Genomic DNA, 19,863 nt, shown 5'->3' with positions numbered 1-19,863 from the left:
ATTCCATGGAATCGATTCCAGCGGGGATCTTGGTAGACGGTCCCACCCGAGTCAAGAGTTCTCACAAGGCTCGTTCGGCCGTCTCAGCCAGTGGTCGCCCGCCCGGCCCGGAGCGGGCCGGACCCGCGGACCCGTCAGCGGCCGCTGGGCCCCGCGCCACTGGCCCGCCTACGCCCGCCGGCTGTAGCGGCGCTCCGGGCGCCCGGCCGTGCCGTAGCGCAGCGAGACATCGACGTGGCCGGTGGTGTGGAAGTACTCCAGGTAGCGGCGGGCGCTGACCCGGGAGATGCCGATGGCGGTGGCCGTCTCGGCGGCGGAGACGGTGCCGTCCGCCTCGCGGAGGGCGCGCTCGACGAGCTGGGCGGTCTCCACACTCAGGCCCTTCGGGAGGGCGCCGCCCGCCGGGGGTGCGAACGCCCCGGCCAGGACGCGGTCCACATCCGCCTGGCCACGGACGACCGTGGTGAGCAGCCGCCCGCGCTGGGTCGCATAGCGTTCCAGGCGGGGCTGGAGGTCCTCGTAGTCGAAGGGCTTGAGGAGGTAGTCCACCACACCCTGGCGGACGGCGCCGCGCACCGCGTCGGCCTCCCGGGCCGCGGTGATCACCATGACGTCGCAGTCGTGCCCGGCGGTGCGCAGCCGGGGGATGACGTCCAGGCCGAAGAGGTCCGGCAGATAGAGGTCGAGCAGGACCAGGTCGGGCCGGAGCGCGTCGACCGCCTCGATCGCCTGCTCACCGGTGTGGGCGGTGCCGACGACGCGGAACGGCGCCACCCGCTCCACGAAGGTGCGGTGGACGCGCGCCACCATGAAGTCGTCGTCCACGACGAGCACATCGATCGTGCCGGCCGACTCGGTCATCGGGTCGCTCCTTCCGCCACCGCGCCGGCGGGGTGGCTGACGGACATGCGGGCGCTGAACATCGCGCCCTGGCTGGTGTTGGTCACCGCGATCTCGCCGCCGCGGCGCTCGCAGACGAGCCGGGTGAGCGCGAGTCCGATGCCGCGCTCGCCCTCCCGGGCGGCCTTGGTGGTGAAGCCGTGGGCGAAGACCTCCTGGGCGAGTCCGGGGGCGACGCCGGGACCGGAGTCGCGCACCACGATCTCCACACTGGTGTGGTCCTGCCGCAGCTCGACCTCCACCCACGGCTCGTCGCCCTCCCCGTCGCCATCCTTGTTCCCACCGCCGTGCTCGGACGTGGCGGCGTCGATGGCGTTGTCGACCAGATTGCCGACCACGGTCGCCACATCGGCGGCGTCCTCGGGCGTCAGCCGGTCCAGCGCGGTGCGGTCCGACAGGCGCAGGGCCACCTTCCGCTCGGCGGCCTGGGACGCCTTCGCCATCAGCAGCGCGGCGATGGCGGTGTCCCGGACCCGGCGGCCGATGGACATGTCGAGCGACTGACGCCGCTGGTTCAGCGCCCGGATGTAGCGCACCACCTCCTCCTGCTCGCCGATCTGGATCAGCCCGGAGATGGTGTGCAACTGGTTGGCGAACTCATGGGTCTGCGCGCGCAGCAGCTCGGAGGTGGAGCGGAAGGAGCCGATCTCGCGCTCCAGCCTCGCCAGCTCGGTGCGGTCCCGCAGGGTGGTGACGGACCCGAGCGGCCGTCCGTCCTTGACCACGGTCATGCGGTTCATGACCAGGACCCGGCCGTGCCGGACCACGACCTCGTCCTTCGGGTCCGCCGACTCCCTCCGCGCCCCGGCCAGGACGTCCAGCAGCCGTCCCTCGATGCCGAGCTCGGCGAGGTTCCGGCCCACACAGTCCTCGGGCAGCTCCAGCAGCCGTCTGCCCATGTCGTTGACGAGGGTCACCCGGTGCTGCGGATCGAGGGCGACGACCCCCTCGGCGATGCCGTACAGCATCGCCTCGCGGTGCTCGGCCAGCCCGGTGATCTCGCGCGGCTCCAGGCCGAGCGTCTGCCGTTTGACGCGCCGGGCGAGCAGCCAGGAGCCCACGACGCCGAGCGCGCTCGCCACGCCGAGGTAGACGGGGAGGTACGAGGACGCGCCGCTCAGCCGCTGCCACACCGTGGGAGACGCCTCGCCGATCATGACGGTGCCCAGATGCCGCCCCAGGTCGTCCCCCGTCGCGCCGACCACCGGCACCTGCGCCACCAGCTCCCGGCTGCCGTCCCAGGCCAGCGTGCCCGACCAGCCACGGCCCGCGCCCACCCCCTCGCCCAGGGGCAGCCGGTCGCCGAGCACGGTGGGATTCGTCGAGCTGACGACACGCCCGCGGCGGTCGGCCACCGTGACGGACGTCACCCGCGACTGCACCCGCGCCGAGTACACCAGCGGGGCCAGCGCCTCCGCCGGTGACGGCCCCACCAGCCTGCTGCGCACCAGCGGCTGGGCGGCCAGCTGCTCGGCGAGCGCACCGACCCGGCGGCCCTCCACCCGGTTGAAGGTGGCCTCCGACTGCGCGAGCGAGACCGCCGCCACCGCCATCAGCACCACCACGACGATGGCGAGCTGGAGCAGCAGCATCTCGCCTGCGAGTGTTTGGCGACGGAACGCGGCGACCACAATGAACTCAATCTCTCCTGCTGACACAACCTGGGCGCATTGTCCACCAGGCCGCACAATCATGGCGTCCGCCGTATGGGAAGCGAAAGGGAGGTGCCATGAGACGCCGCACCGGCAACGGCACCCGCACCCGCGTCCTGTCCGGCGCTCTGGCCGCCGTGCTGTCCCTGCTCATCGGCGCCTGCGGCACCTGGCCGGGCACCGGCGACGCCCGGGACGACGGGCTGCGGATCCTGGTGCCGAACACCCCCGGAGGCGGCTACGACACCACGGCCCGGACCGTGGCCCGGGTGCTGGAGGAGACCGGGACCACCTCGGACATGGAGGTGTTCAACCTGCCCGGGGCCGGTGGCACGGTCGGTCTCCAGCGCACCGTGGACGAACGTGGCAACGGACGGCTGGCCCTCCAGATGGGCCTCGGCGTGCTGGGCGCGTCGCATGTCGCCCACGCCAAGGTGACCGTGGCGCGGACCACCCCGATCGCCCGCCTGATCGAGGAGCCCGAGGCGGTGGTGGTCCGCAAGGACTCGCCGTACCGCGGCATCGCGGACCTGGTGGCCGAGTGGCGTAAGCACCCGGGAGACGTCACGGTCGGTGGCGGCTCGTCGCTGGGCGGCCCGGACCACCTGCTGCCCATGGCGCTGGCCCGCGCCGTCGGCATCCAGCCGAAGACCGTGCGCTACGACGCCTACGACGGCGGTGGCGGCGATCTGCTCCCCGCCCTGCTGGACGGCCGGGTCGACTTCGCCACCAGCGGCATCGGCGAGTTCCTCGACCAGATCGCGGCCGGGCAGCTCAGGGTGCTCGCGGTCACCAGCGACCGGCCCGTGGCCGCGCTCCCCGGGGTGCCGACGCTGAAGGCGGCCGGGATCGACCTGGTCTTCGACAACTGGCGGGGGATCGTCGCCCCGCCCGGCATCAGCTCCGCGGACCGCAAACGCTGGATCGAGGTGCTGACCGCGCTGCACACCTCGCGGCAGTGGAAGGCCGAGCTCACCCGCCACGGCTGGACCGACGCGTTCACCACGGGTGGCGCGTTCGCCACATATCTGGCCCGGCAGGACAAGAACGTGGCGGAGCTGGTCGGACACCTGGGACTGGACTGACCGGACACTCCGCCGGGGCGGCCGCCGCACGCCCTTGTCGCCGCTGAACCACCCCGCTCCCATCCGTGACCCACCCATGCCCTGGTGGCGTACGAACCCCCCGCATGCCCTGGTAGGAACCCATATGTCCTGGAAAGGCACCGCATGACCGCACACACCTGGTGGCTGCTGCTCATCCTCACGGTGGCGATCGCAGCACTGATCTATCTCATCAACTCCCGGCTGCGGGTCCATCCGTTCGTCGCGCTGATCCTGGTCAGCGTGGGCACGGGGATAGCGGCCGGGGAGCCCGCCGCGAAACTCGCCGGATCCATCGAGGAGGGCGCCGGCGGCACCCTCGGCGACGTGGGTGTCACCCTCGCCCTGGGCGCCATGCTCGGCCGTCTGCTCTCCGACTCGGGCGCCACCGACGCCATCGCCCGCGCCCTCGTCGCCCGCGCCGAGCCCCGCAGGCTGCCCTGGCTGGTGGGTGCCGCCGCGTTCGTCATCGGCGTGCCCATGTTCTTCGAGGTGGGCCTGATCGTACTGCTGCCGTTGATCTTCAGCGTCGCCCGCAGGATGGAGGAACACGGCGGGACCAAGGGCAGTCCGTACGTACTCCTCGGTGTGCCCGCCATCGCCTCGCTGTCCACCCTGCACGGCATGCTGCCGCCCCACCCCGGCCCGCTGACCGCCATGACCGGTCTGCACGCCGACCTCGGCCTCACCCTCGGCGTCGGCATCGTCTGCGCCGTGCCCACCGTCATCCTGGCCGGGCCCGTCTACGCCCGCTGGATCGCACCCCGGCTTCCCGACGTCGCTCCGGACGCCGAACTGGTGGCGCAGTTCACGGGGGCCGAGCCGCAGCCCGCTGAAGCCCGCACCTCGGCGCCCGGTGCGCAGGCGAGCGCGGAGGTGCCCCGCCGGACCGGCGTGCCCACCGGGCTGGCCGTGGCGGCCGTGCTGGTGCCCGTCGTCCTGATGCTGCTGCGCACCCTGGCCGAGACGGTGCTGGACGAGTCGAGCGGGCTGGGCGCGGCGCTCGTGTTCGCCGGAGAGCCACTGGTGGCGATGCTCGCCGGTTTCGTCTTCGCCCTGGGTGTGACGATGGTCGGCTCCGCCCGCGCCGGCCGCTCCGGCGGTTCCGGCCGCTCGGGTGAGGAGACCCGGGCCTCCCTGACCGACAGCCTGAAGTCCATCGCCGCCATCCTGCTCATCATCGGCGGGGGAGGGGCGTTCAAGCAGGTGCTGCAGGACTCGGGCATCGGCGATGCCATCGCGTCGGCCGCCGAGGGCGCCCACATCAATGTGATCCTGCTGGGCTGGCTCATCGCCCTGCTGCTGTCACTGACCACGGGCTCCGCCACCGTCGGCATCGTCTCCGCCACCGGCATCGTGGCCCCGCTGATCGGCGACGGCGGGGGCCTGGAGGCATCCCTGCTCGTGGTCGCGATCGGCGCCGGTTCGCTGGGCCTCAACTACGTCAACCACGCGGGGTTCTGGCTGGTGAAGGAGTCGTTCGGAATGGACCTCACCCAGGCCACCAAGACCCAGACCGCCGTGCAGACCCTGGTCAGTGTGCTCGGCCTGGCGATGGCCCTGCTGCTGTCGGTGTTCGCCTGAGACGCCGGTCGCTCGCGGTGGGTCCGGCGGCCCGGTGGCTGTCGGACCCACCTGCGAGACTCCGGCCATGGATCTTGACGAGCTGTTGCGGTGTCTCGCGGAGGCCGAGTCGGGTGAGCTGCGGGAGGAGCTGACCGGCGGGCGCTATGTGGTCGTGCAGTACAACCCCGAGGGGACGTATTTCGACGACGCGGACCTCGCGGAACTCTTCGGTGCCCCCGCACCCGCACTCGCCGCCGGTGCGGCGGACGAAGACTGTGAGGAAGAGGAGGACGGGGAGAGCGAGGAGTTCGAGGAGCTCGAAGATGAGGACGACGCTTCCTTCGACGTGATCGGTGTCGCGCCCTCTCTGTACGAGGCGCTGGACCTCCTCGGCGACGAACTCCCCGACGAGGAGTGGCTGACGGAACTCGACGAGGAGGAGTGGGCGGCGGAGGCGGCCGAGTTCGGCGAGGACGTGTTCGGCACGGCTGCGGAAAGCCTCCTGCGAGGCATACAGGACCCCCGTCGGCGCTCCGTGGTCCAGCTGCTCTGTGGTGTCCTCGGCCCGATGGACTTCCCTACGGAGGAGTTCGCGAAGGACGTCTATCTGGGCGGCGTGGCGACGCGGCTCCCCGGAGCACGGTTCGTCATGCTGGCCAGCGCCGCACCGCCCCACCAGGAAGTGGCCTTCGCCATCCTCGAACTCCCGCCCCGCGGTACGCCCGACCCGGCCGGCCGTGCCCTGCTGCGGGCGTGTGCCGCCGGGGACGTGGGGGCGCTGCGTGCCGCGCTCGGCGAGGGCGCTGACGTCGGCACGCTCGACGAGTACGGCGCCACACCCCTGCACCACGCCGTGGCGGCGCGTTCGGCCGCGGCCGTCGGCGCGCTGCTCGCGGCGGGCGCCGATCCGCGCGCCCAGGCGGCCTTCGGCAACGCACCCCAGTTCACGGCCGCGGGTCCCGGGCGCCCCCCCCCCCCCACCCCCCGGGTCGAAGGCGAGGAGCACTGGAGCATCCTGTGGTCCCTGCTCGACGCGGGCGCCGACGTCAACGCCGTGAGCACCGGCGGTCAGACCCTGCTCGACCTGGCCATCCGGGCCGATCCGTACCCGGAGCGACAGGTGCGCCTGCTGCGGGAACGGGGAGCCGTCAGCAGCGAACTCAACGACGTGTCCGTGGACTGGCTCGTCCGCAGGGTGCCGTACGGCTACGAGGACGAGCTGCGCATCCTGCGCAATCACGTCCGCTTCCTGCTGGACACCGGTGCGCCGTACGACCATCCGCTGGACTCTCTGCTCGCCGTAACGGGCTACTACGAGCGTGAGCTCTCCGCCGACTACCTCGTCGAACTCATCGACATCATGGTGAGCCGTGGGGTGCGTGACCGGCCGGGCACCTATGGCAGGACGGGACGCGAGAGCGCCCAGCAATGGGTCGACCACGGCCTGACCCACTACCAGGCCGTGGTGGACCGGCTCACCGAGGTGGCGGCCGGGAGCGAAGGGCATGAACGCTGAGCGGCCTGGGGCGAATGCCGAGGTGAGGGATTGCCGTTCCGCTGGAACCCGCCGCTCCGTCCGCGCCTCCCTCTAGAGGAGGGCAAGTGAGTTGGGGAGCTCGATGACCGGACCGAATGGCGAGACCACGCTCCCGCAGGTCTTGATGGGCGCGGCAGAGGCGGCCCCGGACCAGGTGCTGGTGCATGTACGAGGCGACGGTGGCGAGCGGACCGTCACCTTCGCGGAGCTGCGGGACGAGGCGCTGTGCGTCGCCGGTGGCTATCTCGCGGCCGGGGTGGCGCCCGGCACCTGTGTCCCGCTGCTCGCCGACCGTGGCGACGACTTCCAGGCGTTGTTCTGGGGTGCGTCGCTGGCCGGTCTCGTCCCGGTGCCGCTCGCGTCCGACGTCCGGCGGGTGGCGCCGGTGTGGGAATCGCTCGGCCGCCCGCCGGTGGCGGTGGACGAGGCCACGTCGGAGAGGCGGTTGGGCGAACTGCCCGACGGTGTCGAGCCGTTGCGGCTGTTGCGGCTGGACGAGTTGCGGCAGGGCCGCCCACCCGCCCGGCTGCCGGAGGCCACGCCAGGCGATATGGCGTTCGTCCAGTTCTCCTCGGGCAGTACCGGAGCCCCGAAGGGCGTCGAGCTGACGCATGCCGCCGTGCTGGCCAATCTGGAACAGATGCGGCTCGCCGCGGCCATCACGCCCGACGATGTGGTGGTGAGCTGGATGCCGTACTTCCACGACATGGGACTCATCGGCACCCACCTGGCCCCGCTCGCCGCGCGCGCCAAGCAGGTGCGGCTGGAGCCGTTGTCGTTCGCCAAGCGTCCGGCGCTGTGGCTGGAGACGGCGGCCCGCCACCGGGCGACGCTCCTGTCCGCCGCGAACTTCGCCCTGGCCCTGGCCGTACGGCGGATCCCGGATGAGGTGTTCGCCCGCCTCGACCTGACCTCCGTGCGGCTGGTCCTGGTCGGTGCCGAGCCGATCGCCCCGGCGGTGTGGCGGAGGTTCGTGGCGAAGACCCGAGCCTCTGGGCTCGACGAGCGGGCACCGCTGCCGGTCTACGGCCTGGCCGAGGCCACCTTGGCGGTCACCTTCCCGCCCCTGGAGGAGGTGGCGGTGGAGCGTGTACTGGACCGGGCGGCCCTCAGCCGAGGCCACGCGGTGGACACCGCCCGGGGTCCGGACGCCGTGGAGTTGATGGACGTCGGTCTGCCGGTGCCCGGGTGCGAGGTGCGCATCGTGGACGACGCGGACCGTCCGCTGGACGACCGGCGGGTGGGCCACATCCAGGTGCGCGGACCCCAGGTGGCGCGCGGCTACCGCAACGCCCCCGAGGCGACCGCCGCCATGTACGTGGGTGGCTGGCTGCGCACCGGCGACCTGGGCTTCCTGGCCGACGGCCGACTGTGTGTCACCGGCCGCCACAAGGACGTGCTCTTCGTGTCCGGCCGCACCTTCCACGCGCCGGACCTGGAGGAAGTGGCGGCGGCCACCCCCGGCCTGCCGACACCGCCCCTGGCCGCGGCGGTGGGCTCCACCGACCCTGCCGACGGCACGGAACGCGTGGTGGTCTTCGTACGCTGGCCCGGTCCGCCGATCGCGGCGGCCACCGTACTGGCGGAGGCGGCGGCGCGGGTCCGGCAGGCCCTGGCCCACGACGACGTACGGGTGCTGCCTCTGCCACCGGGTGCGTTTCCCCGAACGACAAGCGGCAAGCTGCGGCGACGTGCGATGCGCGAGCGCTATGAGGCGGGGGCCTACGCCGAGGTTGAGAGGCGGTGGGGGCGTGGGGGTTTGGCTGCGACCGCTGCGACCGCTGCGACCGCTGCGACCGCTGCGACCGCTGGGGCTGCCGGGGCTACCGGGGCCGCCGGGGACGTCCCCGGGGCGTTGGGCTCGCGGCGGGAGGTTGCGCGGGCCGTCACCGCCATCTGGGCACGGGTGCTGGGCATGCCCGAGCACGCCATCCGCCCGCATGACCGGTTTCTGGCCGTCGGCGGTTCGTCGTTGAAGGCGATGGAGGTGCTCGCCGAGGTGGAGGACGCCTTCGCCGTCACCGTGCCACCGGCGGTGCTGCGCGACCGTGACACGGTGGCCGCCCTGACCGAACACGTGGTGGCGGCGCGGCGCGCCGGGCCGCCGGAGGCCGCTCGGCCCCGCGACACCGTGGGCGACACCGACCCGGCCGTAGGCGACACCGACCCGGCCGTGGGCGACACCGACCCGGCCGTGGGCGACACCGACCCGGGAGCGATCGCGGTCGTCTCCATGGCCTGCCGCTTCCCCGGCGCGGACACCCCGGACGCCTTCTGGGACCGGCTCGTGGCCGGCCACGACGCCGTCGGCCCCGTACCGGCCGCCCGTTGGACGCCCCGGCCGGAGGCCACCGCCCGGTGGGGCGCCTTCCTGGACGACCCGTCCCGCTTCGACGCCACGTACTTCGGCATGGACGGCCAGGAGGCGGCCGCGACCGACCCCCAGGCCCGCATCTTCCTCGAACTGGCCCACGAGGCCCTGGAGCGCGCGGGCTACGCGGGTTCGCGGCGGACGGGCCGCCGCATCGGTGTGTTCGCCGCGACCGGGGAGAGCGGCTACCGCGAACTGCTGTCCCGGGCCTCCGGCCCGGACGGCGGGCTGCCTCCCGCCGCGTTGGTCGGCAACCTCCCCAACCTCGTCGCCGCCCGCGTGGCGCAGAGCCTCGATCTGACCGGCCCGGCCCTCGCCGTCGACACCGCCTGCTCATCGGCGCTGGTCGCGCTGCACTTGGCGCGCCGCAGTCTGCGGGCGGGGGAGTGCGACCTCGCCGTGGTCGGCGGAGTCAACCTCGCGCTGGCCCCGACCGGCCACCGGCTGCTGGAGCAGGCGGGCGTACTCTCGCCGACCGGCCGCTGCCGCGCCTTCAGCGCCGCGGCCGACGGCTTCGTCCCCGGGGAGGGCGGCGCGGCGATCGTCCTGGCCCGGCTGGACGACGCACACCGCGCGAACGACCCCGTCCTGGCCCTGCTGCGCGGTACCGCGGTGAACAACGACGGGCGTTCGCTGAGCCTGCTGGCCCCCAACGCGCTCACCCAGCGCGAGATCATCGTCCAGGCGTACCGCGACGCGGGCGTCGACCCCGACCACGTGTCCTACATCGAGGCCCACGGCACCGGCACCGCCCTCGGCGACCCCGTCGAACTACGCTCCCTCACCCAGGCGTTCCCGCCCCGCGCCGACGGCCGCCCCCGACTGCTGGGCTCGGTGAAGACCAACCTCGGCCACCTGCTCAACGCCGCCGCCATGCCGAGCCTGGTCAAGGTGGTCCTGGCCCTGGGCCACCGCCAGTTGCCCGCCTCACTGCACCACGACCCACCCGCCGCCTCCCTCCCCGACGACGGCACGGCCGGTTTCCGGGTGGTCACCAAGCACCGCGCATGGACGGCCACCGGCCCGCTGGTGGCGGGGATCAACGCCTTCGGCTTCGGCGGCACCAACGCCCACGCCATCCTCGAGGAGGCGCCCCGGCTCTTGCCACGTCGTGGCGGGCGGCCGGTCACTGCCGGACGGGGTGAGCCGGATGCCGCGGGCGGCGCGGACGCCGCGGGCGACGGCGGCTCGGGTGTCGAGGACGGTCCGCACCTGCTGACTCTGTCGGCGCGCGGCGCCGACGCCTTGGCGGCCGCGGCCCGGGACCTCGCGGCCCATCTGCGGGCTCACCCGGAACTCGACGAGGGCGATGTGTGCGCCACCGTCAACACCGCCCGCGACCACGGCCCCCACCGCCTGGCGCTGGTGTCCCGCGGCGACCTCGCCGAGCGCCTCGAAGCCCACACCACCCCCGCCGTGGCCCGCTCCCGCCCCCGGTTGGCGTTCCTGCTGCCCGGCCAGGGCACCGCGCGGCCTGGGCTCGGCCGCGCCCTGTACCGCACCGCACCGGAGTTCCGCCGTGTGATGGAGGAGGCGTCCGCACTCGTCGGCGAGGTGCGCGGACGCACCCTGGCCCAGTGGTGCCTGGACCCCGGCGCCTCGCCCGCCGATCTGGCCCACACCGAGGTCTCCCAGCCGCTGCTCGTGGCATTCGGCGTCGCGCTCGCCCGACAGTTGCGGGTCTGGGGCGTGACCCCGGAAGCCGTCACCGGGCACAGCGTCGGCGAGATCACCGCCGCCTGCGTCGCCGGGTCGCTGACCCTGGCCGAGGCGGTGCGGTTCGCCTCCGAACGGGGCCGTCTGATGCGCGAACTGGCCGGACCGGGTGCCATGGCGGCCGTACGCGGCGGTGAGGACGCCGTCGCCGAGGTGGTGGCCGAGTCGGCCGGTGCGCTGTGCGTGGCCGCGGTCAACGCCCCCGGTCAGGTGGTGATCGCCGGAGCGGCGGATGCCGTCGCCCGGGCAGTCGGGCGGCTGGCCGCCGACGGGGTCACGGTCCGCGAACTCCCCGTATCCCACGGCTTTCACTCCCCGGCGATGCGCCCGGTGGCCGACCCGCTCACCACCGCGGCCGCCGAACTGACCCCGCTCCCGCCCGCGATCCCCCTGCTCAGCACGCTGACCGCCGAGTGGCAGCCGTCCCTGGCCCCGGACCACTGGCGCGAACACGCCCTGCGGCCGGTGCGCTTCGGCGCCGCGGTCGGGCGGCTGCTGGACGAGGGCTACGACACGTTCGTTGAGCTGGGGCCTGGAGCCACCTTGCTGGGGCCGGTCCGCGCCGTGGCGGCCGACCGCGATCCGTCGCCGGAGGTGTTCGCGCTGGCGGCCCCGGGCACCGGAGCCGACACTGGTGCCGACGCCGGACAGGCTCTGCTGACCGCCCTGGGGCGGCTGTGGACGCGCGGGGTGGACCTGGACCACTCGGCACTGGGCGAGGGACGGGCGCGCGTGCCCGTGCCGACGTACCCGTTCCAGCGCCGCCGCCACTGGCCAGAGCTACGACCTGAGTGCCGGACTGAACACCGGCCCGAGCACCGGCCAGAGCGTTGGCCCGAGCACCGGCCCGAGCAGTGCCCCGAGCAGCGCCCCGAGGGCCGGCCCGAGCAGCGCCCCGAGGGCCGGCCCGAGCACCGGCCGGAGCACCGACAAGAGCGCCGCCCGGAGCACTGGCCTGGGCGTCAGCCCGAGCACCGACACGAGCACCGACACGAGCACGGGCCCGAGCACCGCCAGAAGCACAACCCCGGTCCCGCAGCGTCAGCGCCACTGCACCGCCTCACCTGGCGCGAGACGCCTCCCGCACCGGATCCCGCACCGGACGGGGGCACACCGAACGCACCGGACACACCGGACACGGTCCGGCTGGCCGGGCCGGACTCGGAGCTGGCCCGTGCGCTGACCCACCGCCTGGAGCGGCGCGGTATCAGGGTCCGCCGGGACGGTGAGGCCGCCCTCGCCGAGCCACCCGCGCAACTCACCCTCTGGCTCGCAGGACCGGCCGCCGAGTGCCCGACCGTGGCGGACCTCGACGCCGCGACCCACACCGTACTGTCCACCCTGCTGGACCTGATCCCATCGATGGGCCAGGGCGGTGGCCGTCTGCTGGCGGTCACCGAGGACGTGCACGCCACCGGCGCCACCACCGAACGGCTGTGCCCCGCCCAGGCATTGCTCACCGGCCTGGCGCTCGCGCTCCCCGAGGAGTTCCCGCGCCTCACCGCGTACGGCGTCGACCTGTCCTCGTACGACTCCCTGGGCGCCCGGCTCGACGCCCTGGAGCGGGAGGCATTCGGGCACAACGCGCCGGGCGGCGGCGCTGTGGCGTGGCGGGCGGGCCGCCGTCTGGTCCGTATCCCCGTGGCGGTGGCGACCGACGCGGCGCCCGCGTCCTCGCCGCTGCCGCCCGACGGCACCTATCTGATCACCGGCGGTGCGGGCGGGCTCGGCGCCGCCCTCGCACGCGACCTGGCCGGACGCGGCCAACCGACCCTGGTCCTCGCCGGCCGCTCGGCCTGTCCGCCGAACAGCCTGATGACCGAACTCGACGCGCTCGGCGTCACCGCGGCGTACCGGGTGGCGGATGTGTCCGTCGAGGCGGATGTCGAGGCCCTGGTCGGAGATCTGCCGCCGCTGGATGGGGTGTTCCACGCCGCCGGAGTGGTGCGCCCCGGCACGCTGCGGACCAAGTCGCTCGAGGAGATGGCCGAGGTGATGGCCGCCAAGGTGCGCGGCAGCCACCTGTTGTCCCGGGCCCTGTGGCGCCACGGTCACCACCCGGCGGTGTGCGTGGCCTTCTCCTCGGTCACCTCGGTACTGCCCGGCCTGGCCGGTGCGCTCGGCGACTACGCCGCGGCCAACGCCTTCCTCGACGCGTTCGCCGCCTCCGAACGCGCGACAGGCCGCCCGTGGCAATCGCTCAACTTCGCCGCGTTCGCCGAAACCGGCCTGGCCGCCGGTGCCCCGTCGCGAACCGTCCCCGCCATGACCCGTGGCGTAGCGCCACTGCCGCCGGGCGCGGGCCTCGCCGCGCTGCACGCGGCATGCGGCATCGACGCCGCGCAGCTGGTGGTGGCCGAGACGACGGCTGAGTTGTCGGCCGAGATGACTGCCGAGATGACTGCCGAGATGACCGCCGAGTCTGCCACTGTCCGGCCCGGCGCCGCGGTGTCCGGGACCGCCGGGTTGGGGCCCGCAGCGTCGACCGCCGCCGGGTCCGAGCACGTCGCCTCCGCCACGGACATGTCCGGGACCAGCGCCTCCACCACCCGCCGGTCCGGAACTTCCGTGTCGGTCCCCGGCGCACAGGGGCGCACCGCGCCGGGATCCGACCCGTCCCCCACCACCGCACCGGCGCCGGGGTCCCCCGCTCCCGCCCCCGCGACCGGCACGGCCGACCCCGCCCCCGCACACATCACCGGCGTTCTGTGCCGCCTCCTTGCCGAGGCTCTGCACCGCTCGCCCGCCGAGATCGGCGACGACGAGCAGTTCCTGACCATGGGGCTGGACTCGCTCTCCGCCGTGGACCTCGTCAGAAGGCTGGAGTCGGAGCTGGGCCGGGCCCTGCCGCCCACGCTGTTCTTCGAGTACCGGACGATCGGCGAGCTGGCCACCCATCTGTCGACCGACCAGGTGGGGACGGAGCAGCCCGCGCCTCAGCCGCACCCTGCCGACACCGGCAGGGCGACCGCGTTCGGCGACGGGGTCCCGCTTCCCCTCACACCCGTACAACTGGCCTTCCACACAAGCGGCAGGCTGCACCCCGAGATCACCGCGTACGCGTATGTGCGCCAGACCATCAGCGGCCCCCTGGACGCCGGTCTGCTCGGCCGGGCGCTCGCGCTGCTCGCCGAGCGCCACCCGATGCTGCGCGTAAGGATCGAGACCGACGGCACGGCGCCCGCCCAGAACGTGGCGCCGCCCGAACCGCACACCATGCCCTTCTGGTACGAGATCCGCCACGCCGACGGCCCCCTGACCGACCTGGAGGAGGCGCTGTGCAATCGCCCCTTCGACCTGGCCACCGAGGCGCCGGTACGTGCGGTGCTGGTGCGCGAGCGTCCCGACCTCGCCCACCTTCTGCTCGTACTGCACCACGCCGCCGCGGACGGATTCAGCCTCAACGTCCTTGGCGAGGAGCTGTGGTCGGTCTACACCGCCCTCGCGCACGGCCGTTCACCCGAACTGCCTCCGCTGGAAGCGGGTTTCGCCGACTACGCCGCCGCCGTCGAGTCGGAACGCTCCTCGCCGGAGTTCGCCGAGGACCGACGGTACTGGCATGACGTACTCACCGCCCACACCCACACCCACACCCACACCCACGCCAACCCCTGGCCCCTGGACCTGCCCTGGGACGGCGACCCGGAGGGGCCGCCCGCCGCGCCGCTCACCGCACACCAGGTGGCCACCGGCCCCGACCTCACCGCCGCGCTGCGCGAGTGCGCCGCCGCCCACGGCGTTTCGCTCTTTCACCTGCTGCTGGCCGCGTACGTGCGCTGTCTGGCGCGGTGGAGCGGGCAGCGTGGCATCGCGGTCAACGTGGCGCGCGCCCGTCGCGAACTCAGGCTGGCCGGTATCGAGCGGCTGGTCGGCCCGCTCGCCGACACATTGCCGCTGTCGGCCACCGTCGACCCGGACGAGCCCGTGCCCGCCCTGGCACAGCGGTTGCACGCGATCTGGCTGGACGCGGAGCGGCACGCCCGGCTCACCAGCGTGGACATCGCCCGGCTGCTCCCCACCACCGGGTCCCGGCCGCGTACCGCCTCCCCGGCGGGGTTCAGCTTCGCCCGCTTCCCCGCCACGACCGACCCCGACTGCCCGGTGACGGTGCGCCCGGCAGCGGCGCGTACCGCGTCCGCCGCCACGCGCCTGGGGCTGCTGTGCTGGGAGAGCGAACGAGCCCTGCACTTCTCCTGGAACTTCCCGGCCCGGCTGTTCAACCGGACCACCGTGGAGCGCCTGGCACGCGAACACCTCGCCGAATTGGTGGAGTTGGCCGAACTCGCCACGCCCGCCCGAACGGATATTCCGGCACCGGCACCGGCACCGGCACCGGCACCGGCACCGGCATCGACACCGACCCCGGCCCGCGCAGCCGGGCGCGGGATCGTCGAGCGCCTGTCGGCACGATTCCGGACGGCCGCCGACCAGATCGCGGTCGCGACCGGCGACGCCACCATGACCTACGGCGCACTCGACCGGGCCTCCGCCGCACTCGCCGACCGGCTGCGCGCCCGTGGCGTCGCTCCCGGGGACCTGGTGGGTCTGCTGACCGAGCCGGGTGCCGACACCGTCGTCGGTGTCGTCGGCATCCTGCGGGCCGGGGCCGGGTGGGTGCCGCTGGATGTCACCCACCCCGCCGCGCGCCTGGCCGACCAGCTCCACCGGTCGACGGCCCGACACGTGGTGTGCCACGAGGCCACCCGAGCGACGGCCGACACGCTCGACGACGTCACGACGGTGGCCACCGACGACCCCTCACCGCCACCGCAGCTGCCGCCACTTCCCGTAGCCGACCCCGACGCCGTCGCCTACGTCATCTTCACCTCGGGGTCCACCGGCCGCCCCAAGGCCGTACCGATCACCCACCGGGCGATGATGAACTACCTGGACTGGGCCGTGGACACCTTCGGCTACCGCGCGGGCGACCGGCTGGCCCAGACCGCCTCCGTGTGCTTCGACGCGTCCGTACGCCAACTGCTGGCACCGCTGCTGGTCGGAGCCACCGTTCACACCCTGCCGCGGAATCTGGTCCGTGACCCCGAGGCGCTGCTGGACCGGGTCGTACGGGACCGGATCACCGTGTGGAGCTCGGTGCCCACGCTGTGGGAACGGCTGCTGACCGCCGCCGAGACCCGGGTGCGGCGCGGCGCCCCCCGCCCCGATCTGTCGGCACTGCGCTGGATCCATGTCGGCGGGGAGGCGCTGCCCGCCGCGCATGTCCGTCGCTGGTACGACCTGTTCGGGCCCGGCCACCGCATCGCCAACCTGTACGGGCCGACGGAGACCACCATCAACGCCACCTGCCACCTCATCGAGGACCGCCCCGGCGACGAGGTGCGGCGGCTGCCGATCGGCCGTCCCATCTCCGGCACCGAGGTCGCGGTGGTGGCCGAGGACGGGCGCCCCCGCACCGCCGACGAGCCAGGTGAACTCCTCATCGGTGGAACGGGGCTGACGCCGGGATACCTCGGAGATCCCACGCTCACAGCGGCGGCGTTCACCGAGCGCGACGGCAAACGCTGGTACCGCAGCGGCGACCGGGTCCGCCAACGCCCCGACGGCGTAATGGAGTTCCTCGGCCGTGTCGACGATCAGGTGAAGATCCGCGGCCACCGGGTCGAACCGGGGGAGATCGAGGCGGTGCTGCAGACCCATCCCCGGGTCGCCCAGGCTGCCGTACTGCACCGCGACGGCCGCCTGACCGCCTTCGTGGAACCCCTACCGGGCGGCCTCGGCCCCGATCCGGCACAGCTGCGCACCCACTTGCGCGGCACCCTGCCGGACTACATGCTCCCGAGCCGATTCCGATTCCTGGACGCGTTGCCGCTCACGGGCACGGGCAAGGTCGACCGCCGCCGACTCGACGCGACGGCCGGTGACGCGGACACGGGAGCGGGGACGGGTACGACCTCGCCGCCGACCAGTGACACCCTGGCGGCCACACCGACCGAGCGCACCTTGGCCCGAATCTGGTCCGAGGTGCTGGGCGTCGGGGAGGTCGGCCGTGAGGACGATTTCTTCGCGCTCGGTGGCGATTCCATCCTGGTCCTGGAAGTGTTCGCGCGACTGGAGAAGGCGTACGAGGGGGAACGGCCAGGGGCTGTCCTGCCGAGGCCGACGGTCATCTACGACCACAGCACACTCACCGCCCTTGCCACGGCCGTGGATACGGCCACCGCCGCGGACGAGACCGTCAGCGTGGACGAGACCGTCAGCGTGGACGAGACCGTCAGCGTGGATGCGGCCGTCACTGCGGACGAGACCGCCGCGATTGGTCAGGCATCCGTCGCGGACGAGGCCGCCGCCCTCGCCGGTGCGGACCTCACGCCATACCCCCTCACCCCCACCCAGCGCGGCTTTCTGGTCGCCGAGGCCATCGCGCCGGGCTCCGGGTCCGCGTGGCTTGCTCAGTTGTGCCTGCGTGGTCCGCTGCGGGCTGATCTCTTTCAGCGTGCGGTCGATGCCCTCGTCGTCCGCCACCCCATGCTGCGCACCGTCTTCCCCGCGGGTGCCCGCCCGCCCGTCCAACAGGAACTGCCGCCCGCGCTGCGGCTCCCGGTCGACTTCGAGACGCTGGCATCGCCGGACCTGGTCCAGGAGCGGGTCGCCGACGAACGCCGTCGTCGGTTCGAACCGTGGGCGTGGCCACTGCTGCGTCTGCGCGTGCTGACCACGGACCCCGACGAGCACACGCTCGTCGTCCATGCCCACCACCTCATCGGTGACGGCTACAGCGCGGCCCTGTTCGGCCGGGAACTGATCACCATCTACGACCGGCTCAGCCGTGGCGAGCCGATCGGGCTGCCACCGCTGCGCGGCACCTTCCGCGATTACGTCGACCTGCTCCAGCAGCCGGATACGGGCCCCTGCCCGGACCCGGCGGCCATCACCTGGCAGGCCCGCCACGCCATCCCGTACCAGCGGCCCGACCTGCGCCGCTCGGGTGCACGGAGCGGCGAGCCAGTGGGCGTCGGGGCCACCGGGACCGGCTCCGCGGAGTTCAGGTCGGCGGGGTTCACGCTCGACGCCGAGTTGACCGCCGGGCTACGCGACCTCGCCACCACCGTCCGCGCCACGCCGTACGCCCCCGTCCTGACCGCCTACTACCGGGCCCTGGCGGACCTCACCGGCCGGCGGGACCTCGTCCTCGGCCTGGTGGTCACCGGCCGCGACCACCAACTGCCCGACATCAGCCGACTGTTCGGCCCCCTGGCGGCTGCCGTACCGCTGCGCCCTGCCGCGGCGGAGGCGGGTGCCGAGGCCACGCCCGGCCGTTCGTTCCACTCCTTCCGGGAGGACCTGCTCCGGATCACCGAGGAGGCTGTGGCCGCACGGACGTACGGCACCGGTGGCGCCACCGGCCCCGAAACCGGCGGCGCGGACGGCGGTGTCGGCCGTGCCACCGGCGGTGAGCCCCCCGACAGCACGCCCGTCCCGACTGCGCCACCCACCCCGCTCGGTCTGCCGAGGGCCGCCCAGTTCCTCTTCAGCTACCTGGACTTCTCCGCCCTCGGCTCACCCACCGGAGCAACCCTCACCCTCGACTGGGACCATCACGACACGGAACTCGCCCCGCCGCCGGTGGGAACCGATGTGTTCCTGGCCGTTCGGCCGGTCGGGGACGAGCTGCGGGTCACCTTGCGGGCCTCGGCCGCTGCCCTAGACACCCCCGCCTTCGCCGCGTTCACCCGTCTCCTGCGGGACGAGCTCACCCAGGCGGCCACCCCACGTCCGCGCCTTGCCCTGGCCCCTGCCCCGCGCACATCCCGTACGGACGCCGCCCTCATCGGCTACCTCCCCGCCCCCGGCCACCTCGCGGCGCTCGCCGGGATCCCGGAAGCGGACCTGCCCCGCGAACACATGCGGCAGCTGCTCTTCCCGGACGGCGGTCCCCGCCTCCTGGAGGAGATCGGCACGCCGTTGGGCCGCTCCGCGTTCGTCGCGCTGCCGCTGTTCGCGGATGAACTGGCCGCGGGAAGCGGGCTCACCGGCCACACCGCCCGCGCCGTCAGCCACGCCGCCTCCCTCGGCGCCCGCTGTGTCTCCCTGGCGGGCATGATTCCCGCGCTGACCGGCTACGGCTTCGAGGTGGTACGCGCCACCGACGGGGCGCCGGCTGTCACCACCGGCCACGCCGCCACAGCGGTGTCCGTGGTCAAGACCGTGCACGCGGCGCTCGCCACGACCGGACGCGACCTGAGTGACCTGACCGTCGCCATGGTCGGACTCGGCTCGATCGGCACCTCTTCCCTCAACCTGCTCCTTACCCGCGCTCCGCGCCCGCCCGCTCACCTGCTGCTGTGCGATGTCGCGGGGAACGCGGCCCGCCTGCGGGCGCTCGCCACGGAGTTGCGCGGGAACGGGCCGGCCGGGTCGGTGGCGACGGCCGAGTCCGCACCGGCCCTTCCCGCCGCGGTGTACGAGGCCGACCTGATCGTCACCGCCGTGAGCGGTGGCAGCGGTGGCAGCGCCGTCAGTGGCGGCAGCGGTGGCAGCGGTGGCACGGCCGTTCTCGACATCGACCGGCTACGCCCCGGCACCGTCGTGGTCGACGACTCCTTCCCGCACTGCTTCGACACCGCACGCGCCCTCGCCAGGATGCGCGGGCAGCGCGATGTGCTGACCGTCGGGGGCGGACTGCTCGCCGTCGGCGGCACCGAGCGGTACATCGCCGACGACCTGCCACCGGCTGCCGCCTCCGGCTACGCGGAACGGTCCTGGCTGCCGGGCACGGTCGCCTCCTGCCGCCTCGAATCCCTCCTGCACACCGCCGTGTCCGGTCTGCCACTGGTCCACGGGCTGGTCGACGCCTCCCATGCGCATGCCTACTGGGACGCGGTCGAGGCGGCGGGGGTCGGCGCCGCGCCGCTCCACCTCCTCGGCCACATCGTCGATACGCCGCCGTCATGGCCCGGGCCCGCCACTCATGGGAACACTCCCCACCGGGAAGCCTCCCGCACCCACGACTGACGTCCGGACGGGGGCCGGTGAAATCCTTTTCAGCCCGGGGTAGGG

General features: G+C 73.6%; 6 protein-coding genes. 4 read left to right on the top strand and 2 right to left on the bottom strand.

From position 1 onward, the window contains the following. Positions 1-168: 168 nt before the first annotated feature. Positions 169-861, bottom strand: a complete 693-nt coding sequence (locus tag LIV37_RS08815; RefSeq protein WP_020866757.1) for a response regulator — start codon at positions 859-861, stop codon at positions 169-171. Then, positions 858-2,531 (bottom strand): sensor histidine kinase, encoded by a 1,674-nt coding sequence (locus LIV37_RS08810; RefSeq protein WP_020866756.1) that lies wholly within the window; start codon positions 2,529-2,531, stop codon positions 858-860. The genes LIV37_RS08815 and LIV37_RS08810 overlap by 4 nt, the downstream gene beginning before the upstream one ends. A gap of 98 nt (positions 2,532-2,629) precedes the next feature. Between LIV37_RS08810 and LIV37_RS08805 the strand changes: the two genes are divergently transcribed. From LIV37_RS08805 to LIV37_RS08790, 4 genes are all read left to right on the top strand, one after another. Beyond that, entirely contained in the window at positions 2,630-3,637 is a 1,008-nt protein-coding gene (locus LIV37_RS08805; RefSeq protein WP_020866755.1) for a Bug family tripartite tricarboxylate transporter substrate binding protein, read from the top strand. 144 nt (positions 3,638-3,781) lie between these two features. Next, positions 3,782-5,239 (top strand): GntP family permease, encoded by a 1,458-nt coding sequence (locus tag LIV37_RS08800; protein WP_020866754.1) that lies wholly within the window; start codon positions 3,782-3,784, stop codon positions 5,237-5,239. A gap of 67 nt (positions 5,240-5,306) precedes the next feature. Next, positions 5,307-6,737 carry an ankyrin repeat domain-containing protein gene (locus tag LIV37_RS08795; RefSeq protein ID WP_254807096.1) on the top strand — a complete coding sequence of 477 codons (1,431 nt, stop codon included), beginning with the start codon at positions 5,307-5,309 and terminating at the stop codon, positions 6,735-6,737. 103 nt (positions 6,738-6,840) lie between these two features. After that, positions 6,841-19,818 carry a hybrid non-ribosomal peptide synthetase/type I polyketide synthase gene (locus tag LIV37_RS08790; protein WP_020866752.1) on the top strand — a complete coding sequence of 4,326 codons (12,978 nt, stop codon included), beginning with the start codon at positions 6,841-6,843 and terminating at the stop codon, positions 19,816-19,818. Positions 19,819-19,863: the final 45 nt, after the last annotated feature.

The sequence above is a fragment of the Streptomyces rapamycinicus NRRL 5491 genome (assembly GCF_024298965.1).
GTDB classification, from domain to species: Bacteria; Actinomycetota; Actinomycetes; order Streptomycetales; family Streptomycetaceae; genus Streptomyces; species Streptomyces rapamycinicus.
This window is presented reverse-complemented; position numbering and strand designations above follow the sequence as displayed.